This window comes from Noviherbaspirillum humi, from assembly GCF_900188095.1.
In the GTDB taxonomy this organism is placed as follows: domain Bacteria; phylum Pseudomonadota; class Gammaproteobacteria; order Burkholderiales; family Burkholderiaceae_D; genus Noviherbaspirillum; species Noviherbaspirillum humi.
This window is the reverse complement of the sequence record NZ_FZOT01000002.1, coordinates 171,133-186,053: the sequence shown is the minus strand read 5'-3', so window position 1 is coordinate 186,053 and position 14,921 is coordinate 171,133. Positions and strand designations below refer to the sequence as shown.

The 14,921-nt window shown below is 64.8% G+C and carries 14 protein-coding genes; 9 read left to right on the top strand and 5 right to left on the bottom strand.

Annotated elements, in window-relative coordinates:
• Positions 1 to 52: 52 nt before the first annotated feature.
• The 4 genes from recR to CHB88_RS04205 all read left to right on the top strand — a co-directional run bounded on the left by recR (position 53) and on the right by CHB88_RS04205 (position 3,718).
• Positions 53 to 649: a recombination mediator RecR gene (gene recR, locus CHB88_RS04220; protein ID WP_245844738.1), complete on the top strand. Its 597-nt coding sequence runs from the start codon at positions 53 to 55 to the stop codon at positions 647 to 649.
• 237 nt (positions 650 to 886) lie between these two features.
• The gene (locus tag CHB88_RS04215) at positions 887 to 1,927 is read left to right on the top strand and encodes an ABC transporter substrate-binding protein (RefSeq protein ID WP_089398482.1); all 1,041 of its coding nucleotides are present in this window, start codon (positions 887 to 889) and stop codon (positions 1,925 to 1,927) included.
• 126 nt (positions 1,928 to 2,053) lie between these two features.
• Positions 2,054 to 2,863 carry an ABC transporter ATP-binding protein gene (locus tag CHB88_RS04210; RefSeq protein ID WP_089398050.1) on the top strand — a complete coding sequence of 270 codons (810 nt, stop codon included), beginning with the start codon at positions 2,054 to 2,056 and terminating at the stop codon, positions 2,861 to 2,863.
• Positions 2,864 to 2,866: 3 nt separating this feature from the next.
• Positions 2,867 to 3,718: an ABC transporter permease gene (locus CHB88_RS04205; RefSeq protein WP_089398049.1), complete on the top strand. Its 852-nt coding sequence runs from the start codon at positions 2,867 to 2,869 to the stop codon at positions 3,716 to 3,718.
• An 88-nt stretch (positions 3,719 to 3,806) separates the two neighbouring features.
• Here CHB88_RS04205 and tal read toward each other — a convergent pair whose 3' ends face one another.
• Positions 3,807 to 4,745: a transaldolase gene (gene tal / locus CHB88_RS04200; protein ID WP_089398048.1), complete on the bottom strand. Its 939-nt coding sequence runs from the start codon at positions 4,743 to 4,745 to the stop codon at positions 3,807 to 3,809.
• Positions 4,746 to 4,832: 87 nt separating this feature from the next.
• Entirely contained in the window at positions 4,833 to 6,482 is a 1,650-nt protein-coding gene (pgi, locus tag CHB88_RS04195) for a glucose-6-phosphate isomerase (protein WP_089398047.1), read from the bottom strand.
• Between the two features lie 188 nt (positions 6,483 to 6,670).
• Here pgi and edd point away from each other — a divergent pair, with 188 nt between their 5' ends.
• The 5 genes from edd to CHB88_RS04170 all read left to right on the top strand — a co-directional run bounded on the left by edd (position 6,671) and on the right by CHB88_RS04170 (position 11,837).
• Positions 6,671 to 8,536, top strand: coding sequence for a phosphogluconate dehydratase (gene edd / locus CHB88_RS04190; protein ID WP_089398046.1), 1,866 nt, complete (start codon positions 6,671 to 6,673; stop codon positions 8,534 to 8,536).
• A complete protein-coding gene (gene eda / locus CHB88_RS04185) occupies positions 8,533 to 9,162 on the top strand; it encodes a bifunctional 4-hydroxy-2-oxoglutarate aldolase/2-dehydro-3-deoxy-phosphogluconate aldolase (protein WP_089398045.1) in 630 nt (209 codons plus the stop codon). The genes edd and eda overlap by 4 nt, the downstream gene beginning before the upstream one ends.
• 73 nt (positions 9,163 to 9,235) lie before the next feature.
• Positions 9,236 to 9,910, top strand: a complete 675-nt coding sequence (gene rpiA / locus CHB88_RS04180; RefSeq protein ID WP_089398044.1) for a ribose-5-phosphate isomerase RpiA — start codon at positions 9,236 to 9,238, stop codon at positions 9,908 to 9,910.
• Between the two features lie 242 nt (positions 9,911 to 10,152).
• Complete coding sequence (locus CHB88_RS04175; protein WP_089398481.1) at positions 10,153 to 10,305, top strand: DUF2256 domain-containing protein; 153 nt, start codon at positions 10,153 to 10,155, stop codon at positions 10,303 to 10,305.
• A complete protein-coding gene (locus CHB88_RS04170; protein ID WP_089398043.1) occupies positions 10,302 to 11,837 on the top strand; it encodes a cryptochrome/photolyase family protein in 1,536 nt (511 codons plus the stop codon). The genes CHB88_RS04175 and CHB88_RS04170 overlap by 4 nt, the downstream gene beginning before the upstream one ends.
• A 276-nt stretch (positions 11,838 to 12,113) precedes the next feature.
• Here the strand turns inward: CHB88_RS04170 and CHB88_RS04165 are convergent, their stop codons facing one another.
• The 3 genes from CHB88_RS04165 to argA form a co-directional block, all read right to left on the bottom strand.
• Positions 12,114 to 12,989 (bottom strand): dienelactone hydrolase family protein, encoded by an 876-nt coding sequence (locus CHB88_RS04165; RefSeq protein ID WP_245844736.1) that lies wholly within the window; start codon positions 12,987 to 12,989, stop codon positions 12,114 to 12,116.
• 279 nt (positions 12,990 to 13,268) lie between these two features.
• Entirely contained in the window at positions 13,269 to 13,541 is a 273-nt protein-coding gene (locus CHB88_RS04160) for an oxidative damage protection protein (RefSeq protein ID WP_089398042.1), read from the bottom strand.
• A 57-nt stretch (positions 13,542 to 13,598) separates the two neighbouring features.
• Positions 13,599 to 14,909 (bottom strand): amino-acid N-acetyltransferase, encoded by a 1,311-nt coding sequence (gene argA / locus CHB88_RS04155; protein ID WP_089398479.1) that lies wholly within the window; start codon positions 14,907 to 14,909, stop codon positions 13,599 to 13,601.
• Positions 14,910 to 14,921: the final 12 nt, after the last annotated feature.

The window sequence follows — 14,921 nt, the reverse complement described above, 5'->3', positions numbered from 1 at the left end:
GGACATGGGTCGACGCGGCGGGCGCCGCTTTTCGTATGGAACAAGAAGCACAGTGAAATCACCCTCCAGTCTGGAATTCCTGGCCGAAGCGCTGCGCCGCCTGCCGGGCATCGGCCCCAAGTCGGCGCAGCGCATGGCCTACCACCTGATGCAGCACGACCGCGATGGCGCGGCCCTGCTCGGCCGGGCGCTGGCGCAGGCGGTGGAAAGAATCCATCACTGCGCGCTCTGCAATACCTTCACCGAAGCCGAGATCTGCGAAACCTGCAGCGATCCGGAGCGGGATGCCGAGCTGCTGTGCGTGGTGGAAACCCCGGCCGACCAGCTCATGATCGAACAGACCCTGACCTACAAGGGACTGTATTTCGTGCTCATGGGCCACCTTTCGCCGCTGGACGGCATCGGTCCCAAGGACATCCATCTCGACAAGCTGGTGAATCGGGCCGGCGACGGCATCGTCACCGAAGTGGTGCTGGCCACCAATTTCACCAACGAGGGCGAGGCCACCGCCCACTACATCAGTGAAACGCTGAAGACGCGCGGACTGAAGGTGAGCCGGCTGGCGCGCGGCGTGCCGGTGGGCGGCGAACTGGAATACGTGGATGCGGGCACCATTGCCCGGGCGATGCTGGATAGGCGCGCTACCTGACGCTCCGCTTCGGCAACCGCATGCAGGCGCCTTCGGGGCGCCTGTTTTCATTGGGCGCTCGATTCACTGTGACAGGCAGAGTCGGTCGGGCATAATACGTTTCCATTTTTGAACGGCGGAGCCAGCGGCAACGCGGGCGCACCTCGGCTGCATGCCAACCCGCCAAGCCAGGGCTGGGGTATGATTGCCGACAAAAACATACTGCCGAACAAGCAATTCATCAAAGGAGACGACTTCATGAACCGCAGATTCTGGAAGCAGTTTGCCATCGCGCTGGCGCTTTTCCTGGCCGGCTACTTCACCTTCAATTCCAAGGCTTTTTCCCAGACGGTCGAGAAGCCCAAGGTCTCGATCGCCGTCGGCGGCAAGAATCTCTTCTACTATCTCCCGCTTACCATCGCCGAACAGCTTGGCTACTTCAAGGAAGAGGGCCTGCAGGTCGAGATCAGCGACTTCGCCGGCGGCGCCAAGGCGCTGCAGGCGCTGGTGGGCGGCAGCGCCGACGTGGTGTCCGGCGCCTATGAGCACACCATCAACATGCAGGCCAAGGGACAGCCGATCACCGCCTTCGTGCTGCAGGGCAGGGCGCCGCAGATCGTGCTCGGCGTGTCCAACAAGACCATGCCCAACTACAAGTCCGTCGCCGACCTGAAGGGCAAGAAGATCGGCGTCACTGCGCCTGGTTCCTCCACCAACATGATGGCCAACTTCGTGTTGGCCAAGGCCGGGTTGAAGCCGAGCGACGTCTCCTTCATCGGCGTCGGCGCCTCGGCCGGCGCGCTGTCGGCGCTGCGTTCCGGCCAGATCGACGCCATCTCCAATCTCGATCCGGTCATCACCATGCTGCAGCAGAAGAACGAGATCAAGGTGGTGGCCGATACCCGTACGCTGAAGGACACCAACGAGGTCTTCGGCGGCCCAATGCCGGCGGCGACGCTGTACGCTTCCGAAGCTTTCCTGAAGAAGAACCCGAACACCGCGCAGGCGCTGACCAATGCTATGGTGCGGGCGCTGAAGTGGATCCAGAAGGCCGGCCCGTCCGACATCATCAAGGTCGTACCGGAAAGCTATCTGCTGGGCGACCGGGCGCTGTATATCGAAGCGTTCATGAAGGTGAGGGAAGCGATGTCGCCCGACGGCATGTTTCCGGAAGCGGGTCCGCGCACCGCGCTCAAGGCGCTGCAGGCTTTCGAGCCGGACCTCGCGGGCAAGAGCATCGACCTGTCCAAGACCTTCACCAACGAGATGGTGAAGAAAGCCAATGCCAAGTATCACTGAGCTCGCCGAGCGGAACCGGCATGCCGGTTCCAGCCGAGATGCAGTGAAGATGCCATCCCGACCGGATGGCATCTTTTTGTGCGGTCGGCATTTACCAATACATGAAAACCGAGATCGCAACCCCAGATGATCCCAGCGCTTTCCCTCGACAACATCACCTGCACCTTCGTCTCCAAGGACGACCGGTCGCAGCGCTATACCGCCGTGGCAGATACCACGCTCAACATCGCGCCGGGCGAGTTCGTCTCGGTGGTCGGGCCCACCGGCTGCGGCAAGTCGACCCTGCTCAATGTCGGTGCCGGACTGCTGGAGCCGTCGTCCGGCACGGTGAAGGTATTCGGTCAGCCGCTGAACGGCATCAACAGCCGCGCCGGCTACATGTTCCAGGCGGAGGCGCTGATGCCGTGGCGCAGCGCGCTGCAGAACGTCATCGCCGGCCTGCAGTTCCGCGGTGTGGCCGAGGACGATGCGCGCCGCCAGGGCGAGGAATGGCTGACGCGGGTCGGCCTGCAAGGCTTCGGCGACCGCTATCCGCACCAGCTCTCCGGCGGCATGCGCAAGCGGGTGGCGCTGGCCCAGACCCTGGTGCTCGATCCCGACATCATTCTGATGGACGAGCCATTCTCGGCGCTCGACATCCAGACGCGCCAGCTGATGGAAAACGAGGTGCTGGACCTGTGGAACGCGAAGAAGAAGGCGGTGCTGTTCATCACCCATGACCTCGACGAGGCGATCGCCATGTCCGACCGGGTGGTGGTGCTGTCGGCCGGCCCGGCTACCCGTCCGATCGGCGAATTCGTCATCGACCTGCCGCGCCCGCGCGACGTCGCCGAGATCCGCACCCATCCGCGCTTCGTCGAATTGCATGCGCAGATCTGGGGCGTGCTGCGGGAGGAAGTGCTGAAGGGCTACCAACAACAAAAGCAAAAGGTCTGATCCATGTGGAATGCAATCAAACCGAACCAGCGCAACCTGCGCCTCTGGCAGCTGCTGGTGGCGGTCATTTTCTTCGGCGCATGGCACCTGGCCACCCGCGATGCCCAAGCCGCCTTCTTCTTCGGCGAGCCGCTCAAGGTCATGGCGCGCATCTGGCAGTGGTTCACCGTCGGCAACGGCGCGCTCGAAGTCGGCATCGGCGACAGCACCTGGTTCACGCTCAACTTCCCGGCGGAGATCTATCCGCACTTGCTGATCACGCTGTCGGAGACCATGCTCGCCTTCGCCATCGGCACGCTGCTCGGTCTCGCCTTCGGCCTGTGGCTCGCCTTGTCGCCGATGGCCTCCGCCATCCTCGATCCCTACATCAAGGCGGCCAATTCCATGCCGCGGGTGATCCTGGCGCCGATCTTCGCCATGTGGTTCGGCCTCGGCATCTGGTCCAAGGTGGCGCTGGCGGTGACGCTGGTGTTCTTCATCGTCTTCTTCAACGTCTACCAGGGCGTGAAGGAAGTGAGCCCGGTGGTGCTGGCGAATGCGCGCATGCTGGGGGCGAACAAGCGCCAGCTGCTGCGCCAGGTGTATCTGCCGTCGGCAACCTCCTGGGTGTTCTCCAGCCTGCATACTTCCGTCGGCCTTGCCTTCGTCGGCGCCATCGTCGGCGAGTATCTGGGCTCGGCGCGCGGCGTCGGCTACCTCATCCTGCAGGCGGAAGGCACCTTCGACATCAACACCGTGTTCGCCGGCATCCTGGTGCTGACGGCGTTCGCGCTGGTATTGGACATGCTCGTCGGCATGATCGAAAAGCGGCTGATGAAATGGCAGCCGAAGTCAGGCGAAACCGAGAAGCTTTAGCGCTCGATTTGGCGCTCGACCGAGGGACGATAAAAAACCGCGGCCATGGCCGCGGTTCTTGTTGGTGCCGCCGGAAATGCGAAGTCGCTCAGCGCTTCAGCGCTTCCACCAGCTTCTCCAGCTTCACCGCATCGGCGCAGAACAGGCGAATGCCTTCCGACAGCTTCTCGCTACCCATCGCATCTTCGTTCAGCATCAGGCGGAAGGCTTTTTCATCCAGCGTCAGCTTCTGCAGGTCGCTGGCCGCCGCTTCCTCCGGGCTCAGCTTGCGCGCGACCGGCGCATCGGTTTCGGCCAGCTTCTGCAGCAGTTCCGGGCTGATGGTGAGCAGGTCGCAGCCGGCCAGCTCGACGATCTGCGAGGTGTTGCGGAAGCTCGCGCCCATCACTTCGGTCTTGTAGCCGAACTTGCGGTAGTAGTCGTAGATGCGCTTGACCGACTGCACGCCCGGATCCTCCGCGCCGGTGTATTCCTGGCCGGTGGATTTCTTGTACCAGTCGTAGATGCGGCCGACGAAAGGCGAGATCAGCTGCACGCCGGCGTCGGCGCAGGCCACCGCCTGAGGCAGCGAGAACAGCAGCGTCATGTTGCAGCGGATGCCTTCCTTCTCCAGCACCTCGGCGGCGCGTATGCCTTCCCAGGTGGAGGCGATCTTGATCAGCACCCGCTCGCGGGCGATGCCTGCGGCTTCGTACAGGCCGATGAGATGGCGGCCCTTGGCGATGGTGCCTTCGGTATCGAAGGAGAGGCGGGCGTCGGTCTCGGTGGAGACGCGCCCCGGAATGATCTTCAGGATTTCGGTGCCGAAGGCGACCAGCAGGCGGTCGATGATGTCGCCGGTGGATTCGCCGGCATGGTCGCGCACCGCCTTTTCCATCAGCGGCCGGTACTCATCCTTCTGCACTGCCTTCAGGATAAGCGAGGGATTGGTGGTGGCATCGCGCGGCGCGAACGCCTTCATCGCCTGGAAATCGCCGGTGTCGGCGACGATGGTGGTGAATTGCTTCAGTTGTTCGAGCTGGTTCATGGAGACGACTCAAGGGCACGGTGAAAAGGAACGACACATGATAGCCGATTGGCGGCGGCCCGCCGGCAATCGGCCGAGGGCGCCGCGTCAGAGGTTCAGGCAGGCCCGGGCACGCGCGATCAGCGCATTGGTGGAACTGTCATGCAATTCCGGCCTGGGCTGGCCTTCGAGTTCGGATTCGATGTTCTTCGCCAGCACCTTGCCCAGTTCCACGCCCCACTGGTCGAAGCTGTTGACGTCCCACATCACGCCCTGCACGAAGGTCTTGTGCTCATACAGCGCGATCAGGGCGCCGAGCGCGGCCGGCGTCAGCGCTTCCATCAGGATCATGTTGCTCGGCCGGTTGCCGGGGAAGGTGCGATGCGGCACGAGCTGCTCGACCTGTTCATTGGAAAGCTTCTGCGCCTGCATTTCCGCGCGTACCTCATCCGCCGTCTTGCCCTTCATGAAAGCCTCGGCCTGGGCGAAGCAGTTGGCCAGCAGCACCGCGTGATGGCCGGGCAGCCCGTGCGCCGGCGTCAGCGCAGCGATGAAGTCCGTCGGCGTCACGTCGGTGCCCTGGTGCAGCAACTGGAAATAGGCATGCTGGCCGTTGGTGCCGACGTCGCCCCAGATCACCGGGCAGGTATCGATTCCGACCGGACCGCCATCGAAGGTGACCTGCTTGCCGTTGCTTTCCATCCCCAGTTGCTGCAGGTAGGCCGGGAACTGGCTGAGATCCTGGTGGTAAGGCGCGATCGAGACCGAACCGTAGTGGAAGAAATTGCGGTACCAGAGGCCGATCAGGCCAAGCAGGACCGGCATGTTGCGCGCCAGCGGCTCGGTACGGAAATGCTGGTCCATCGCATGCGCGCCGTCGAGGAACTCGCGGAAGCGCTCGAAGCCGATGGCCAGCGCTACCGGCAGGCCGATCGCCGACCAGACCGAGTAGCGGCCTCCGACCCAGTCCCAGAACGGAAACATGTTTTCCGGATCGATGCCGAACTGGCGCACGCCGTCGGTGTTGGTCGATACCGCCACGAAATGCCGTGGCAGGTCGGCTTCGCCGCGCTTCTTCAGGAACCAGGAGCGCGCCGAATGGGCGTTCATCATGGTTTCGCGGGTAGTGAAGGTCTTGGACGCAATGACGAACAGGGTGGTTTCCGGGTCCAGCCCCGAAAGCGCCGCATCGAGGTCATGGCCGTCGACGTTGGAGACGAAATGCAGCGACAGGCGCGGATGAACGAGGGGCCGCAACGCCCGCGTCACCATTTCCGGCCCGAGGTCGGAGCCGCCGATGCCGATGTTGACGATGTCGGTAATGGCCTTGCCGCTGCAGCCCAGCCACTGGCCGGAGCGCACCTGCTCGCTGAAGCGGCGCATGTGGTCCAGCACCGCATGAACCTCTTGCGTCACATCCTGTCCATCCAGCGTCGGTCCGGCCCCGCGCGGCGCCCGCAGGGCGGTATGCAGCACCGCGCGCTGCTCGGTGGCATTGATCTTTTCGCCGGCGAACATGGCGTCGCGGCGCGCTTCCAGGTCGCGTTCTTGCGCCAGGCGCAGCAGCAGGGCGAGAGTTTCCTCGCTGATCCGGTTCTTCGAGTAATCCAGCAGCAGGCCGGCCGCCTCGACCGAGAAGCGCTTGAACCGCTGCGGATCGCCGGCAAACAACTGGCGCAGCTGCCACTGGCTGGCATGCGCATAGTGGGCTTGCAGATCGGCGAAGGCGGGAAGGCTGGTCAGGGAAGGGTGGGGCATGTCGGCAACCGGAGTTGTAAAATTGGAATATACAATAGCAGGACGCAAATTCCCTACATCATAGGCAGCCAGCCCGATTCGCCTTTGACTCTGATCATCAGCGGGCAAAGCCGCCGCGCCGCCGTGCAGATCCTGGCAACCAGCGCGCACCGATATCATCCATCCGCCATTTCCGGAAAGGTTCCAGCATGACTGTGCACAGCACGCTATCCCGCGTCACCGATCGCATCATCGAGCGCAGCCGGCCTTATCGCGCGGCCTATCTCGCGCGGCTGGAGGCCGCCCATGGCGAGGGCGTCAACCGCGGGTCGCTTTCCTGCACCAATCTCGCCCATGGCTTTGCCGCCTTCGAGCCGCACGACAAGCTGATCCTGAAGCAGCAGCGACAGCCTTCGCTGGCCATCGTCTCCGCCTACAACGACATGCTGTCTGCGCACCAGCCCTTCCACCGCTTTCCGGACCTGATCCGCGAGGCGGCGCGCTCGGCCGGCGGCGTGGCCCAGTTCGCCGGCGGCGTGCCGGCGATGTGCGACGGCGTCACCCAGGGACGGCCCGGGATGGAATTGTCGCTGTTCTCGCGCGATACCATTGCCATGTCCACTGCCGTCGCCCTGTCGCACAATATGTTCGACGCCGCCGTCTATCTCGGCGTGTGCGACAAGATCGTGCCCGGGCTTCTGATCGGCGCGCTGCACTTCGGCCATTTGCCGGCGGTATTCATTCCCGCCGGGCCGATGACCACCGGCATCGGCAATGCGGAAAAGGCCCGCACTCGCCAGCTGTATGCGCAAGGCAAGCTCGGGCGCGACGAACTGCTGGAATCGGAGGCGCTGTCCTACCACGGCCCCGGCACCTGCACCTTCTACGGCACCGCCAACAGCAACCAGATGCTGATGGAAGTGATGGGCCTGCATCTGCCGGGCGCGGCCTTCATCACGCCCGGCACGCCGCTGCGCGACGCGTTGACGAAGGCGGCGGCGCGGCGCGCGGTGGAGATCAGCGCCCAGGGACAGCATTACATTCCGGTCGGCCGGATGGTGGACGAGAAAGCCATCGTCAATGCCATCGTCGCGCTGCTGGCCACCGGCGGTTCCACCAATCACACCTTGCATCTGGTGGCGATCGCCCGCGCGGCCGGCATCGTCATCGACTGGAACGACTTCGATGAACTCTCCGGCGCGGTGCCGCTGCTGACACGGATCTATCCGAACGGCGAGGCCGACATCAACCACTTCCAGGCGGCGGGCGGACCCGGCTTCGTGATCCGCGAACTGCTCGACGCCGGCTTGCTGCACGACGACGTGCTGACGATACTCGGTCGCGGCCTGCGCGCCCATTGCGCCGAACCCTTCCTCGACCCGGCGCAGGAAGTGGTGTGGAAGCCCGCCACGCCCGTCAGCGGCGATGACAACGTGGCGCGTCCGGTGGCGGCGCCGTTCGCGGCTGACGGCGGCCTGCGGCTCATGCAGGGCAATCTCGGCCGGGCGGTGATCAAGATCTCGGCGGTCAAGCCGCAGCACCGACTGGTGGAGGCGCCGGCCCTGGTATTCGATTCGCAGGAAGCTTTCCTGCGCGCCTACAAGGATGGGAAGCTGGAGCGGGACTTCGTCGCCGTGGTGCGCTTCCAGGGCCCCAGGGCCAACGGCATGCCGGAACTGCACTCGCTCACGCCGGCGCTCGCCAATCTGCAGGATGCCGGCAGAAAGGTGGCGCTGGTGACCGACGGCCGCATGTCCGGAGCATCCGGCAAGGTGCCGGCGGCGATCCATGTGTCGCCGGAGGTGCTGGCGGGCGGCCCGCTCGGCCGGATACGCGACGGCGACATGATCCGCCTCGATGCCGAGGCCGGCGTGCTGCAGGCGCTGGTGCCGGAAGCGGCGTGGCAGGCGCGCACCATTCCCGAAGCCGACCTGTCGGCCCACCATGTCGGCATGGGCCGGGAGCTGTTCGCCATGTTCCGCGGCACCGTCGGCGCGGCGGAGGAGGGCGCGGCCACCTTCGGCCTCCCGCCGGCCGACGCATCGATGCCGACCCGCGTGGAGGAAATCGCGTGAACACCCTGCTCGACATCATGCATGCCTCGCCGGTGATCCCGGTGCTGGCTTTCGACGACCTGGCGCAGGCGCTGCCGGTGGCGCGGGCGCTGGTGGGCAATGGCATCCGGGTGCTGGAGGTGACGCTGCGCACCGAACACGGCTTGCCGGCGATACGGGAAATCGCGAGCAAGCTGCCCGAAGCCATCGTCGGCGTCGGCACCCTGACTCGGCCGGAAGAGTTTCGCGCCGCGCGCGATGCCGGCGCAGTGTTCGGCGTGTCGCCCGGCCTGACGCCGGCGTTGATTGCCGCCGCTCGCGACAGCGGCCTGCCGCTGCTGCCGGGCGTGATGACGCCGTCGGAGATCATGGCGGCGCGCGAGGCCGGCTTCTTCCAGCTCAAACTGTTCCCGGCGGTGCCGGCGGGCGGCATCGGCATGCTCAAGGCCATCGCCGGACCGCTGCCGGATGTGACCTTCTGCCCCACCGGCGGCGTTGGCCCCGAAAATGCGGCGCAGTTCCTGGCGTGCGGCAATGTGGCCTGCGTCGGCGGTTCCTGGCTGACGCCGAAGGAGGCGCTCGCCGCCGGCGACTGGAATCGCATCGGTGAACTGGCACGGGAGGCGAGCCGGCTGAAAGCGGGCTGAAAGGCATGCGGATCGTGTTCCGGCGGCCTTGCGCTTACAATGTCGGGTTTATTGCCCGAACCAAGCACCTATCATGACCCAGGATGAACTGAAACAGGCCGTTGCCCGCGCGGCGATCGATTATGTCGTCGACGGCGAAATCATCGGCGTCGGCACCGGCTCCACCGCCAACTTCTTCATTGACGAGCTCGGCAGGATCAAGGACCGCATCAAGGGTGCGGTGGCATCCTCCGAAGCCACCGCCGCCCGGCTGAAGTCGCACGGCATCCCGGTGCTGGGCCTGGACCAGGTGGCGCGCATGCCGGTCTACATCGACGGCGCCGACGAGATCACCGCCAGCGGCGCCATGATCAAGGGCGGCGGCGGTGCGCTCACCCGCGAAAAGATCGTCGCCTCGGCGGCCGACCGCTTCATCTGCATCGCCGACGAATCCAAGCTGGTCGACGTGATGGGCAAGTTTCCACTGCCGGTGGAAGTGATTCCGATGGCCGTGCCGGTGGTGACGCGCCAGTTGGCTGCCCTGGGCGGCACGCCGCATCTGCGCATGAAGGATGGTCAGCCCTACATGACCGACAACGGCTGCATGATCATCGACGTCGCCGGCCTGCAGATCGCCGATCCGCTGGCGATGGAGCGGCAGGTCAACAACATCGCCGGCGTCGTCACCGTCGGCCTGTTCGCGCTGCACGGCGCCCATACTGCCTTGCTCGGCACGCCGTCCGGCGTGCGCACGCTGACTTTCGGCTGAAAATAAACTGCATTAGCACGATGCGAAAGCCACCGCGAGGTGGCTTTTCCTTTTTGACCTGGACAAGGCGCGGGACGATGGTTGATGTCCAGCGCTGTTGTGGTTTTGACCGGCGTTTGTCGATACTGCAAGCCCCGCGGTCGAGGTTCCAAGGCCGTGGTGTTCTAGAATCGGCGTAGACAAATTTCAACGGGTTGGCGTGTTCCGGCACGCCGCTCTCCCTTTTCTTCGCCAGCGCCCGCATGCATCGCAAGCCCCATCTGCCCACCAGGATCTGCCTTGTCTGCGGCCGTCCCTTCGTTTGGCGCCGCAAGTGGTCTGCCGTCTGGGAAGAAGTCAAATATTGCTCTGAGCGCTGCCGCAGGCGGCGGCCCGCTGCCGGAGGGGCGCGATGACGGTGCTGCGGCTGGTGCTGGGCGACCAGCTCAACGCTGGCCACAGCTGGTTCCGCGCCGTGCGCGGCGATGTGGTCTACCTGCTGATGGAAACCCGCAGCGAGACCGATTACGTGCGCCACCATGCGCAAAAGGTGCTGGCCATCTTCGCCGCGATGCGGACCTTCGCCGCTGCGCTGGAGAAGGCTGGCCACCAGGTGCGCTACCTGAAGCTGGGGGATGTCGCCAATGCCCAGAACTTCAGGGACAACCTGATGCGCATCGCGGCGGAGACGGGTGCGGTCCGCTTCGAGCGCATGGAGGCAGACGAGTGGCGCATGGAACAGGCGCTGCGGACCGCCGAAGAAACCCTTGCCGCACGAGGAATCCATTCCGTCGTGTGCGATGCCGAACATTTCCTGGTGGGGCGCAGCGAAATCGCCGCCGAATTCCGAGGGCGGGTGCCACGCATGGAGTACTTCTATCGCGGCATGCGCAAGCGCTACGGCATCCTGCTGGACGGGAATGAAAAGCCGGCGGGCGGCAAGTGGAACTACGATGCCGAGAACCGCGACAAGTGGCGCGGCGACCCGCCGGCTCCCGCATGGCCCTGGTCGGGGCATGATCTCTCATCGCTGTGGCGGGAAATCGTCGAGGCCGGCGTGCAGACCATCGGCACGCCGCATGAAAACGCGTTGCGCTGGCCGCTCACGCGGCGCGAGGCGCGTACCGGGCTGGCGCGATTCGTCGAGCAGGTGCTGCCCCATTTCGGCCGCTTCCAGGATGCGATGAGCCGGGAGTCAGCCTTGCTGTTCCATTCCGGGCTGAGCTTCGCCCTCAACGTGAAGCTGCTGCATCCGCTGGAGGTCATCACCGCCGCGCTGCAGGCATACGAGGCGGGCAAGGTGGAACTCGCCAGCTGCGAAGGCTTCGTGCGCCAGATCCTCGGCTGGCGCGAATTCATGCGCGGCGTCTATTGGGCGCGCATGCCGGGCTATGCCAGGCTCAACGCGATGCAAGCGGACAGACCGTTGCCCGCTTGGTACTGGACCGGCGAGACCGGCATGGCGTGCCAGCGGGCGGCGATCTCGGCCTCGCTCGACAAGGCCTATGCGCACCACATTCAGCGGCTGATGGTGACCGGGAATTTCGCATTGCTGGCCGGCTGCGATCCCGACGAGGTGGATGCCTGGTACCTCGGCATCTACATCGATGCCTTCGAATGGGTGGAAATGCCGAACACCCGCGGCATGAGCCAGTTTGCCGACGGCGGCGTCGTGGCGAGCAAGCCTTACGCCGGCGCCGCCGGCTATGTCGGACGGCAATCGGATTACTGCAAGGGCTGCCGCTACGACCCGAAACTGCGCCATGGCACTGGCGCCTGTCCTCTCAATTCCCTTTACTGGCATTTCCTGGACCGGCATTCGGAGCGCTTCGCCGGCCACCCGCGCCTGGCGGTGGTGTACAAGAGCTGGGCCGGGATGCCCAACGAAGAGCGGGAAGCAACGCTGGCCCAGGCAAAGGCCTATCTGGAGAAGATTGACACCTTGTGAAAGCGGGGCGGAAACAAACTCATCCAGAACTGACTGCAGGCGGTATCGATTTTTCGTGGATATGTATTAACCGCACGGCAGTTCGTTTCCCGGACTATGGCGGCCGGGCGCCTGGGCGCCCGGCTCGAAGCGCACTCAATGCAAGCGGCCAAGCGCGTGGCCAGGCACATGGCCAGCCGCGATGGACGGCGAGGCGCGAAGCAACGTTGACGAGCAGGCGGGACGCTGGCTGGCGGATGCCGCAATCGACCGGCACCTGCGGCAAGCGTCGTCGGGTCAATCGGCGCCCAGCGTCGGATAGCCGTTCTTCCTCAGGAAGTCCAGCACCGTGCTGCGCCATTCCGCAGGCGCCGCGCTGAAGAAGCCGTGGCCGTTCTCCCCATGGGCCGGAAACCGGACGAATTCGCCGTTGCCGCCTGCGGCGCGAAAGGCGTCGAACCATTCGCGGGGCAAGGCCGGTCCCCAGTACTTGTCGTTTTCGGTGTAGATCCACAGGGTGGGCAGGCGAGCCGTGGCGCCATAGCTCGCGAACAATTGCTTCATCTGATGCTGGCCGCAAGGATTGGCGGGACGGTCGATGGGATTGCCGCCACCACCGCCGGCGAAGTTGATCGCGGCTTGCACACCCGGTACCGCCAGCGCCGCGATCCCGATCGACATCGCGCCGCCGAAGGATTGGCCGATCACGAGCGTGCGCTCCTTCTCGACGTCCGGACGCTTGCGCAATGCTTCCATGACGGTGACAACCTGGCCGATCCCGGCCGCATAGCTGGGTCCATACTTCTTGGCGTTGCATGACCCGGAATCTTCCACATCGTCGCCGCCGCTCTCGCCATAACCGATCCGGGTCGGCAGCGCGACCACAAAACCGAGCGACGCCAGCCAGCGCGACACCGCGCTGTAGCGGGCCCTGCCCAGGGCGATCCTGTCCTTCGCTTCCGCGGCGCGGCCATGATTGATGATCGCGAGCGGCTGCGGGCCGGTGCTGGCGTCATCGCGGAAAAGCGTGACGACGATTTCCTGGGATGTCGCCTTGCCGTACAGGTTGGCCGCCTCCACGGGAACGCGGATGACTTCTTCCACCAGCTTGGCCTGGGCGTCGTGCATCAACAGCAGGGCGGCGTTTGTGAGCGCCAGAAGAAAAATGCGCATGCGGTGTCTTTCCAAATGAGTCGAAATGGTTGGTCGCGAAACAGCGCAGCGCGTGTCGCCGGCTGTGTTTGACCGTATGCAATCTTAAGCTCAGGAAAGCGGCTTGGGAAATGCCCTGTTCGGGTCAAGAAGCCGCGAGGGCGGACTGTTGAAGGGTCTATCCCCACCCGGACTGCCGCCAGCACGGTGCGCCGCTGCGCGCATCTGGCGGACGCCGGAAACGAAAAAGCCCGCGGCATCGCTGCCGCGGGCTCATCAAGCCATGGGTGCGAAATGGCGTTATTCCGTCGGCGGCACGTAGCCGGCGGCGGCGTCCGCTCCGGAGCCGAAAAAGTGGTTTTCCATCTGGGTGGCGAGATACTTGCGGGCGCGCGCATCGGCCAGGTTCAGGCGGTTCTCGTTGACCAGCATGGTCTGATGCTTGAGCCAGGCTGCCCAGGCTTCCTTCGAGACGTTTTCATAGATGCGCTTGCCGAGTTCACCGGGGTAGGGCGGGAAATCGAGGCCTTCGGCTTCGCGGTTGAGCTTGATGCAGTGGACCATGCGGGCCATATTGACTCCTTGATGTTCAGTCACGCTCCGGCTGAGAGCGTATCGGGTGGATGAAATTCAGAGTTGCTTGATGAATACCTGGGATTTGCGCTGCCAGTTGTACATGTGCTGCCTGTCCTTGGGCAGCGCATCCACGTTGGCCGGCATGAAACCGCGCTTGAGGAACCAGTGGGCGGTGCGGGTCGTGAGCACGAACAGCCTGGTGAAGCCGGCGGCGCGGGCGCGGTTCTCGATGTGCTTGAGCAGGCGCTCGCCGTCGCCCTGGGCCTGGGCGTCGGGGCTTACCGTGAGGCAAGCCATCTCGCCCATCTTTTCCGAGGGGAAGGGGTAGAGCGCGGCGCAGCCGAAGATGACGCCGTCGTGCTCGATGACGGAAAAATAGTCGATCTCGCGCTCGATCAGCTCCCGGCCGCGCTTGACCAGGGTGCCGTCCGCTTCCAGGGGCTCGATCAGCTTCAGGATGCCACCCACATCCTCGATGGTGGCGTCGCGCAGGCTTTCGAGGTTCTGGTAGGTGACCATGGTGCCGATGCCGTCGTGGGTGAACAGCTCCAGCAGGGCGGAGCCGTCGGTGCTGAACGGCACGATGTGGGCCCGGGACACGCCATTGTTGCAGACCTGGATCGCATGACGCAGGTAGAAAGACGCATCCGGCGGCAGGAAGCCGGCCTGCAGCACGGCCTGAGCCTGATGGGCGGAGAGTTCGCGCAGTTCGGTACCGCCGGAATCGGTCATCAGCGGCGTCTCGGTGATGAAGATCAGCTTGTCGGCGCGCAAGGCGGTGGCGGCGGAGACCGCCACGTCTTCCATGGTGAGGTTGAAGGCTTCGCCGGTGGGCGAGAATCCGAGCGGCGACAGCAGCACCATGGCGCCGGCACTTAATATCGGATGGATGGTCTCATAGGCAATCTTGCGCACGATGCCGGTCAGTTCCAGGTCGACGCCGTCGATCACGCCCATCGGCCGGGCGGTGACGAAGTTGCCGGAAATGATGCGCACCGCGGCATGGGCCATCGGCGTGTTCGGCAAGCCCTGGCTGAAGGCGGCTTCGATGTCGAGCCGGATCTCGCCGGCGGCTTCCTTGGCGCACTCCAGGGCCGTGGTGTCGGTGATGCGCACGCCCTTATGAAAGCGCGGCTCGACCTTGCGCAGCGCCAGCTGTTCTTCCACCTGCGGCCGGCTGCCGTGCACGATGACGACCTTGATGCCGAGTGCGTGCAGCAGCGACAGGTCCTGCGCCAGCACCGGCAGCGCGCCGGCCTGCACCAGTTCGCCGGGGAAGGCGACGACGAAGGTCTTGCCGCGGAAAGCGTGTATGTACGGCGCGACCGAGCGCAGCCACTGAACGAACTGAATAGGGTTTTCCATGATGGGCATTAT

Coding starts and splice junctions, on each gene's coding strand:
- CHB88_RS04215 (WP_089398482.1), top strand. CDS start 887: ATGAACCGCAGATTCTGGAAGCAGTTTGCCATCGCGCTGGCGCTTTTC.
- CHB88_RS04210 (WP_089398050.1), top strand. CDS start 2,054: ATGATCCCAGCGCTTTCCCTCGACAACATCACCTGCACCTTCGTCTCC.
- CHB88_RS04205 (WP_089398049.1), top strand. CDS start 2,867: ATGTGGAATGCAATCAAACCGAACCAGCGCAACCTGCGCCTCTGGCAG.
- tal (WP_089398048.1), bottom strand. CDS start 4,745: ATGAACCAGCTCGAACAACTGAAGCAATTCACCACCATCGTCGCCGAC.
- pgi (WP_089398047.1), bottom strand. CDS start 6,482: ATGCCCCACCCTTCCCTGACCAGCCTTCCCGCCTTCGCCGATCTGCAA.
- edd (WP_089398046.1), top strand. CDS start 6,671: ATGACTGTGCACAGCACGCTATCCCGCGTCACCGATCGCATCATCGAG.
- rpiA (WP_089398044.1), top strand. CDS start 9,236: ATGACCCAGGATGAACTGAAACAGGCCGTTGCCCGCGCGGCGATCGAT.
- CHB88_RS04175 (WP_089398481.1), top strand. CDS start 10,153: ATGCATCGCAAGCCCCATCTGCCCACCAGGATCTGCCTTGTCTGCGGC.
- CHB88_RS04170 (WP_089398043.1), top strand. CDS start 10,302: ATGACGGTGCTGCGGCTGGTGCTGGGCGACCAGCTCAACGCTGGCCAC.
- CHB88_RS04165 (WP_245844736.1), bottom strand. CDS start 12,989: ATGCGCATTTTTCTTCTGGCGCTCACAAACGCCGCCCTGCTGTTGATG.
- CHB88_RS04160 (WP_089398042.1), bottom strand. CDS start 13,541: ATGGCCCGCATGGTCCACTGCATCAAGCTCAACCGCGAAGCCGAAGGC.
- argA (WP_089398479.1), bottom strand. CDS start 14,909: ATGGAAAACCCTATTCAGTTCGTTCAGTGGCTGCGCTCGGTCGCGCCG.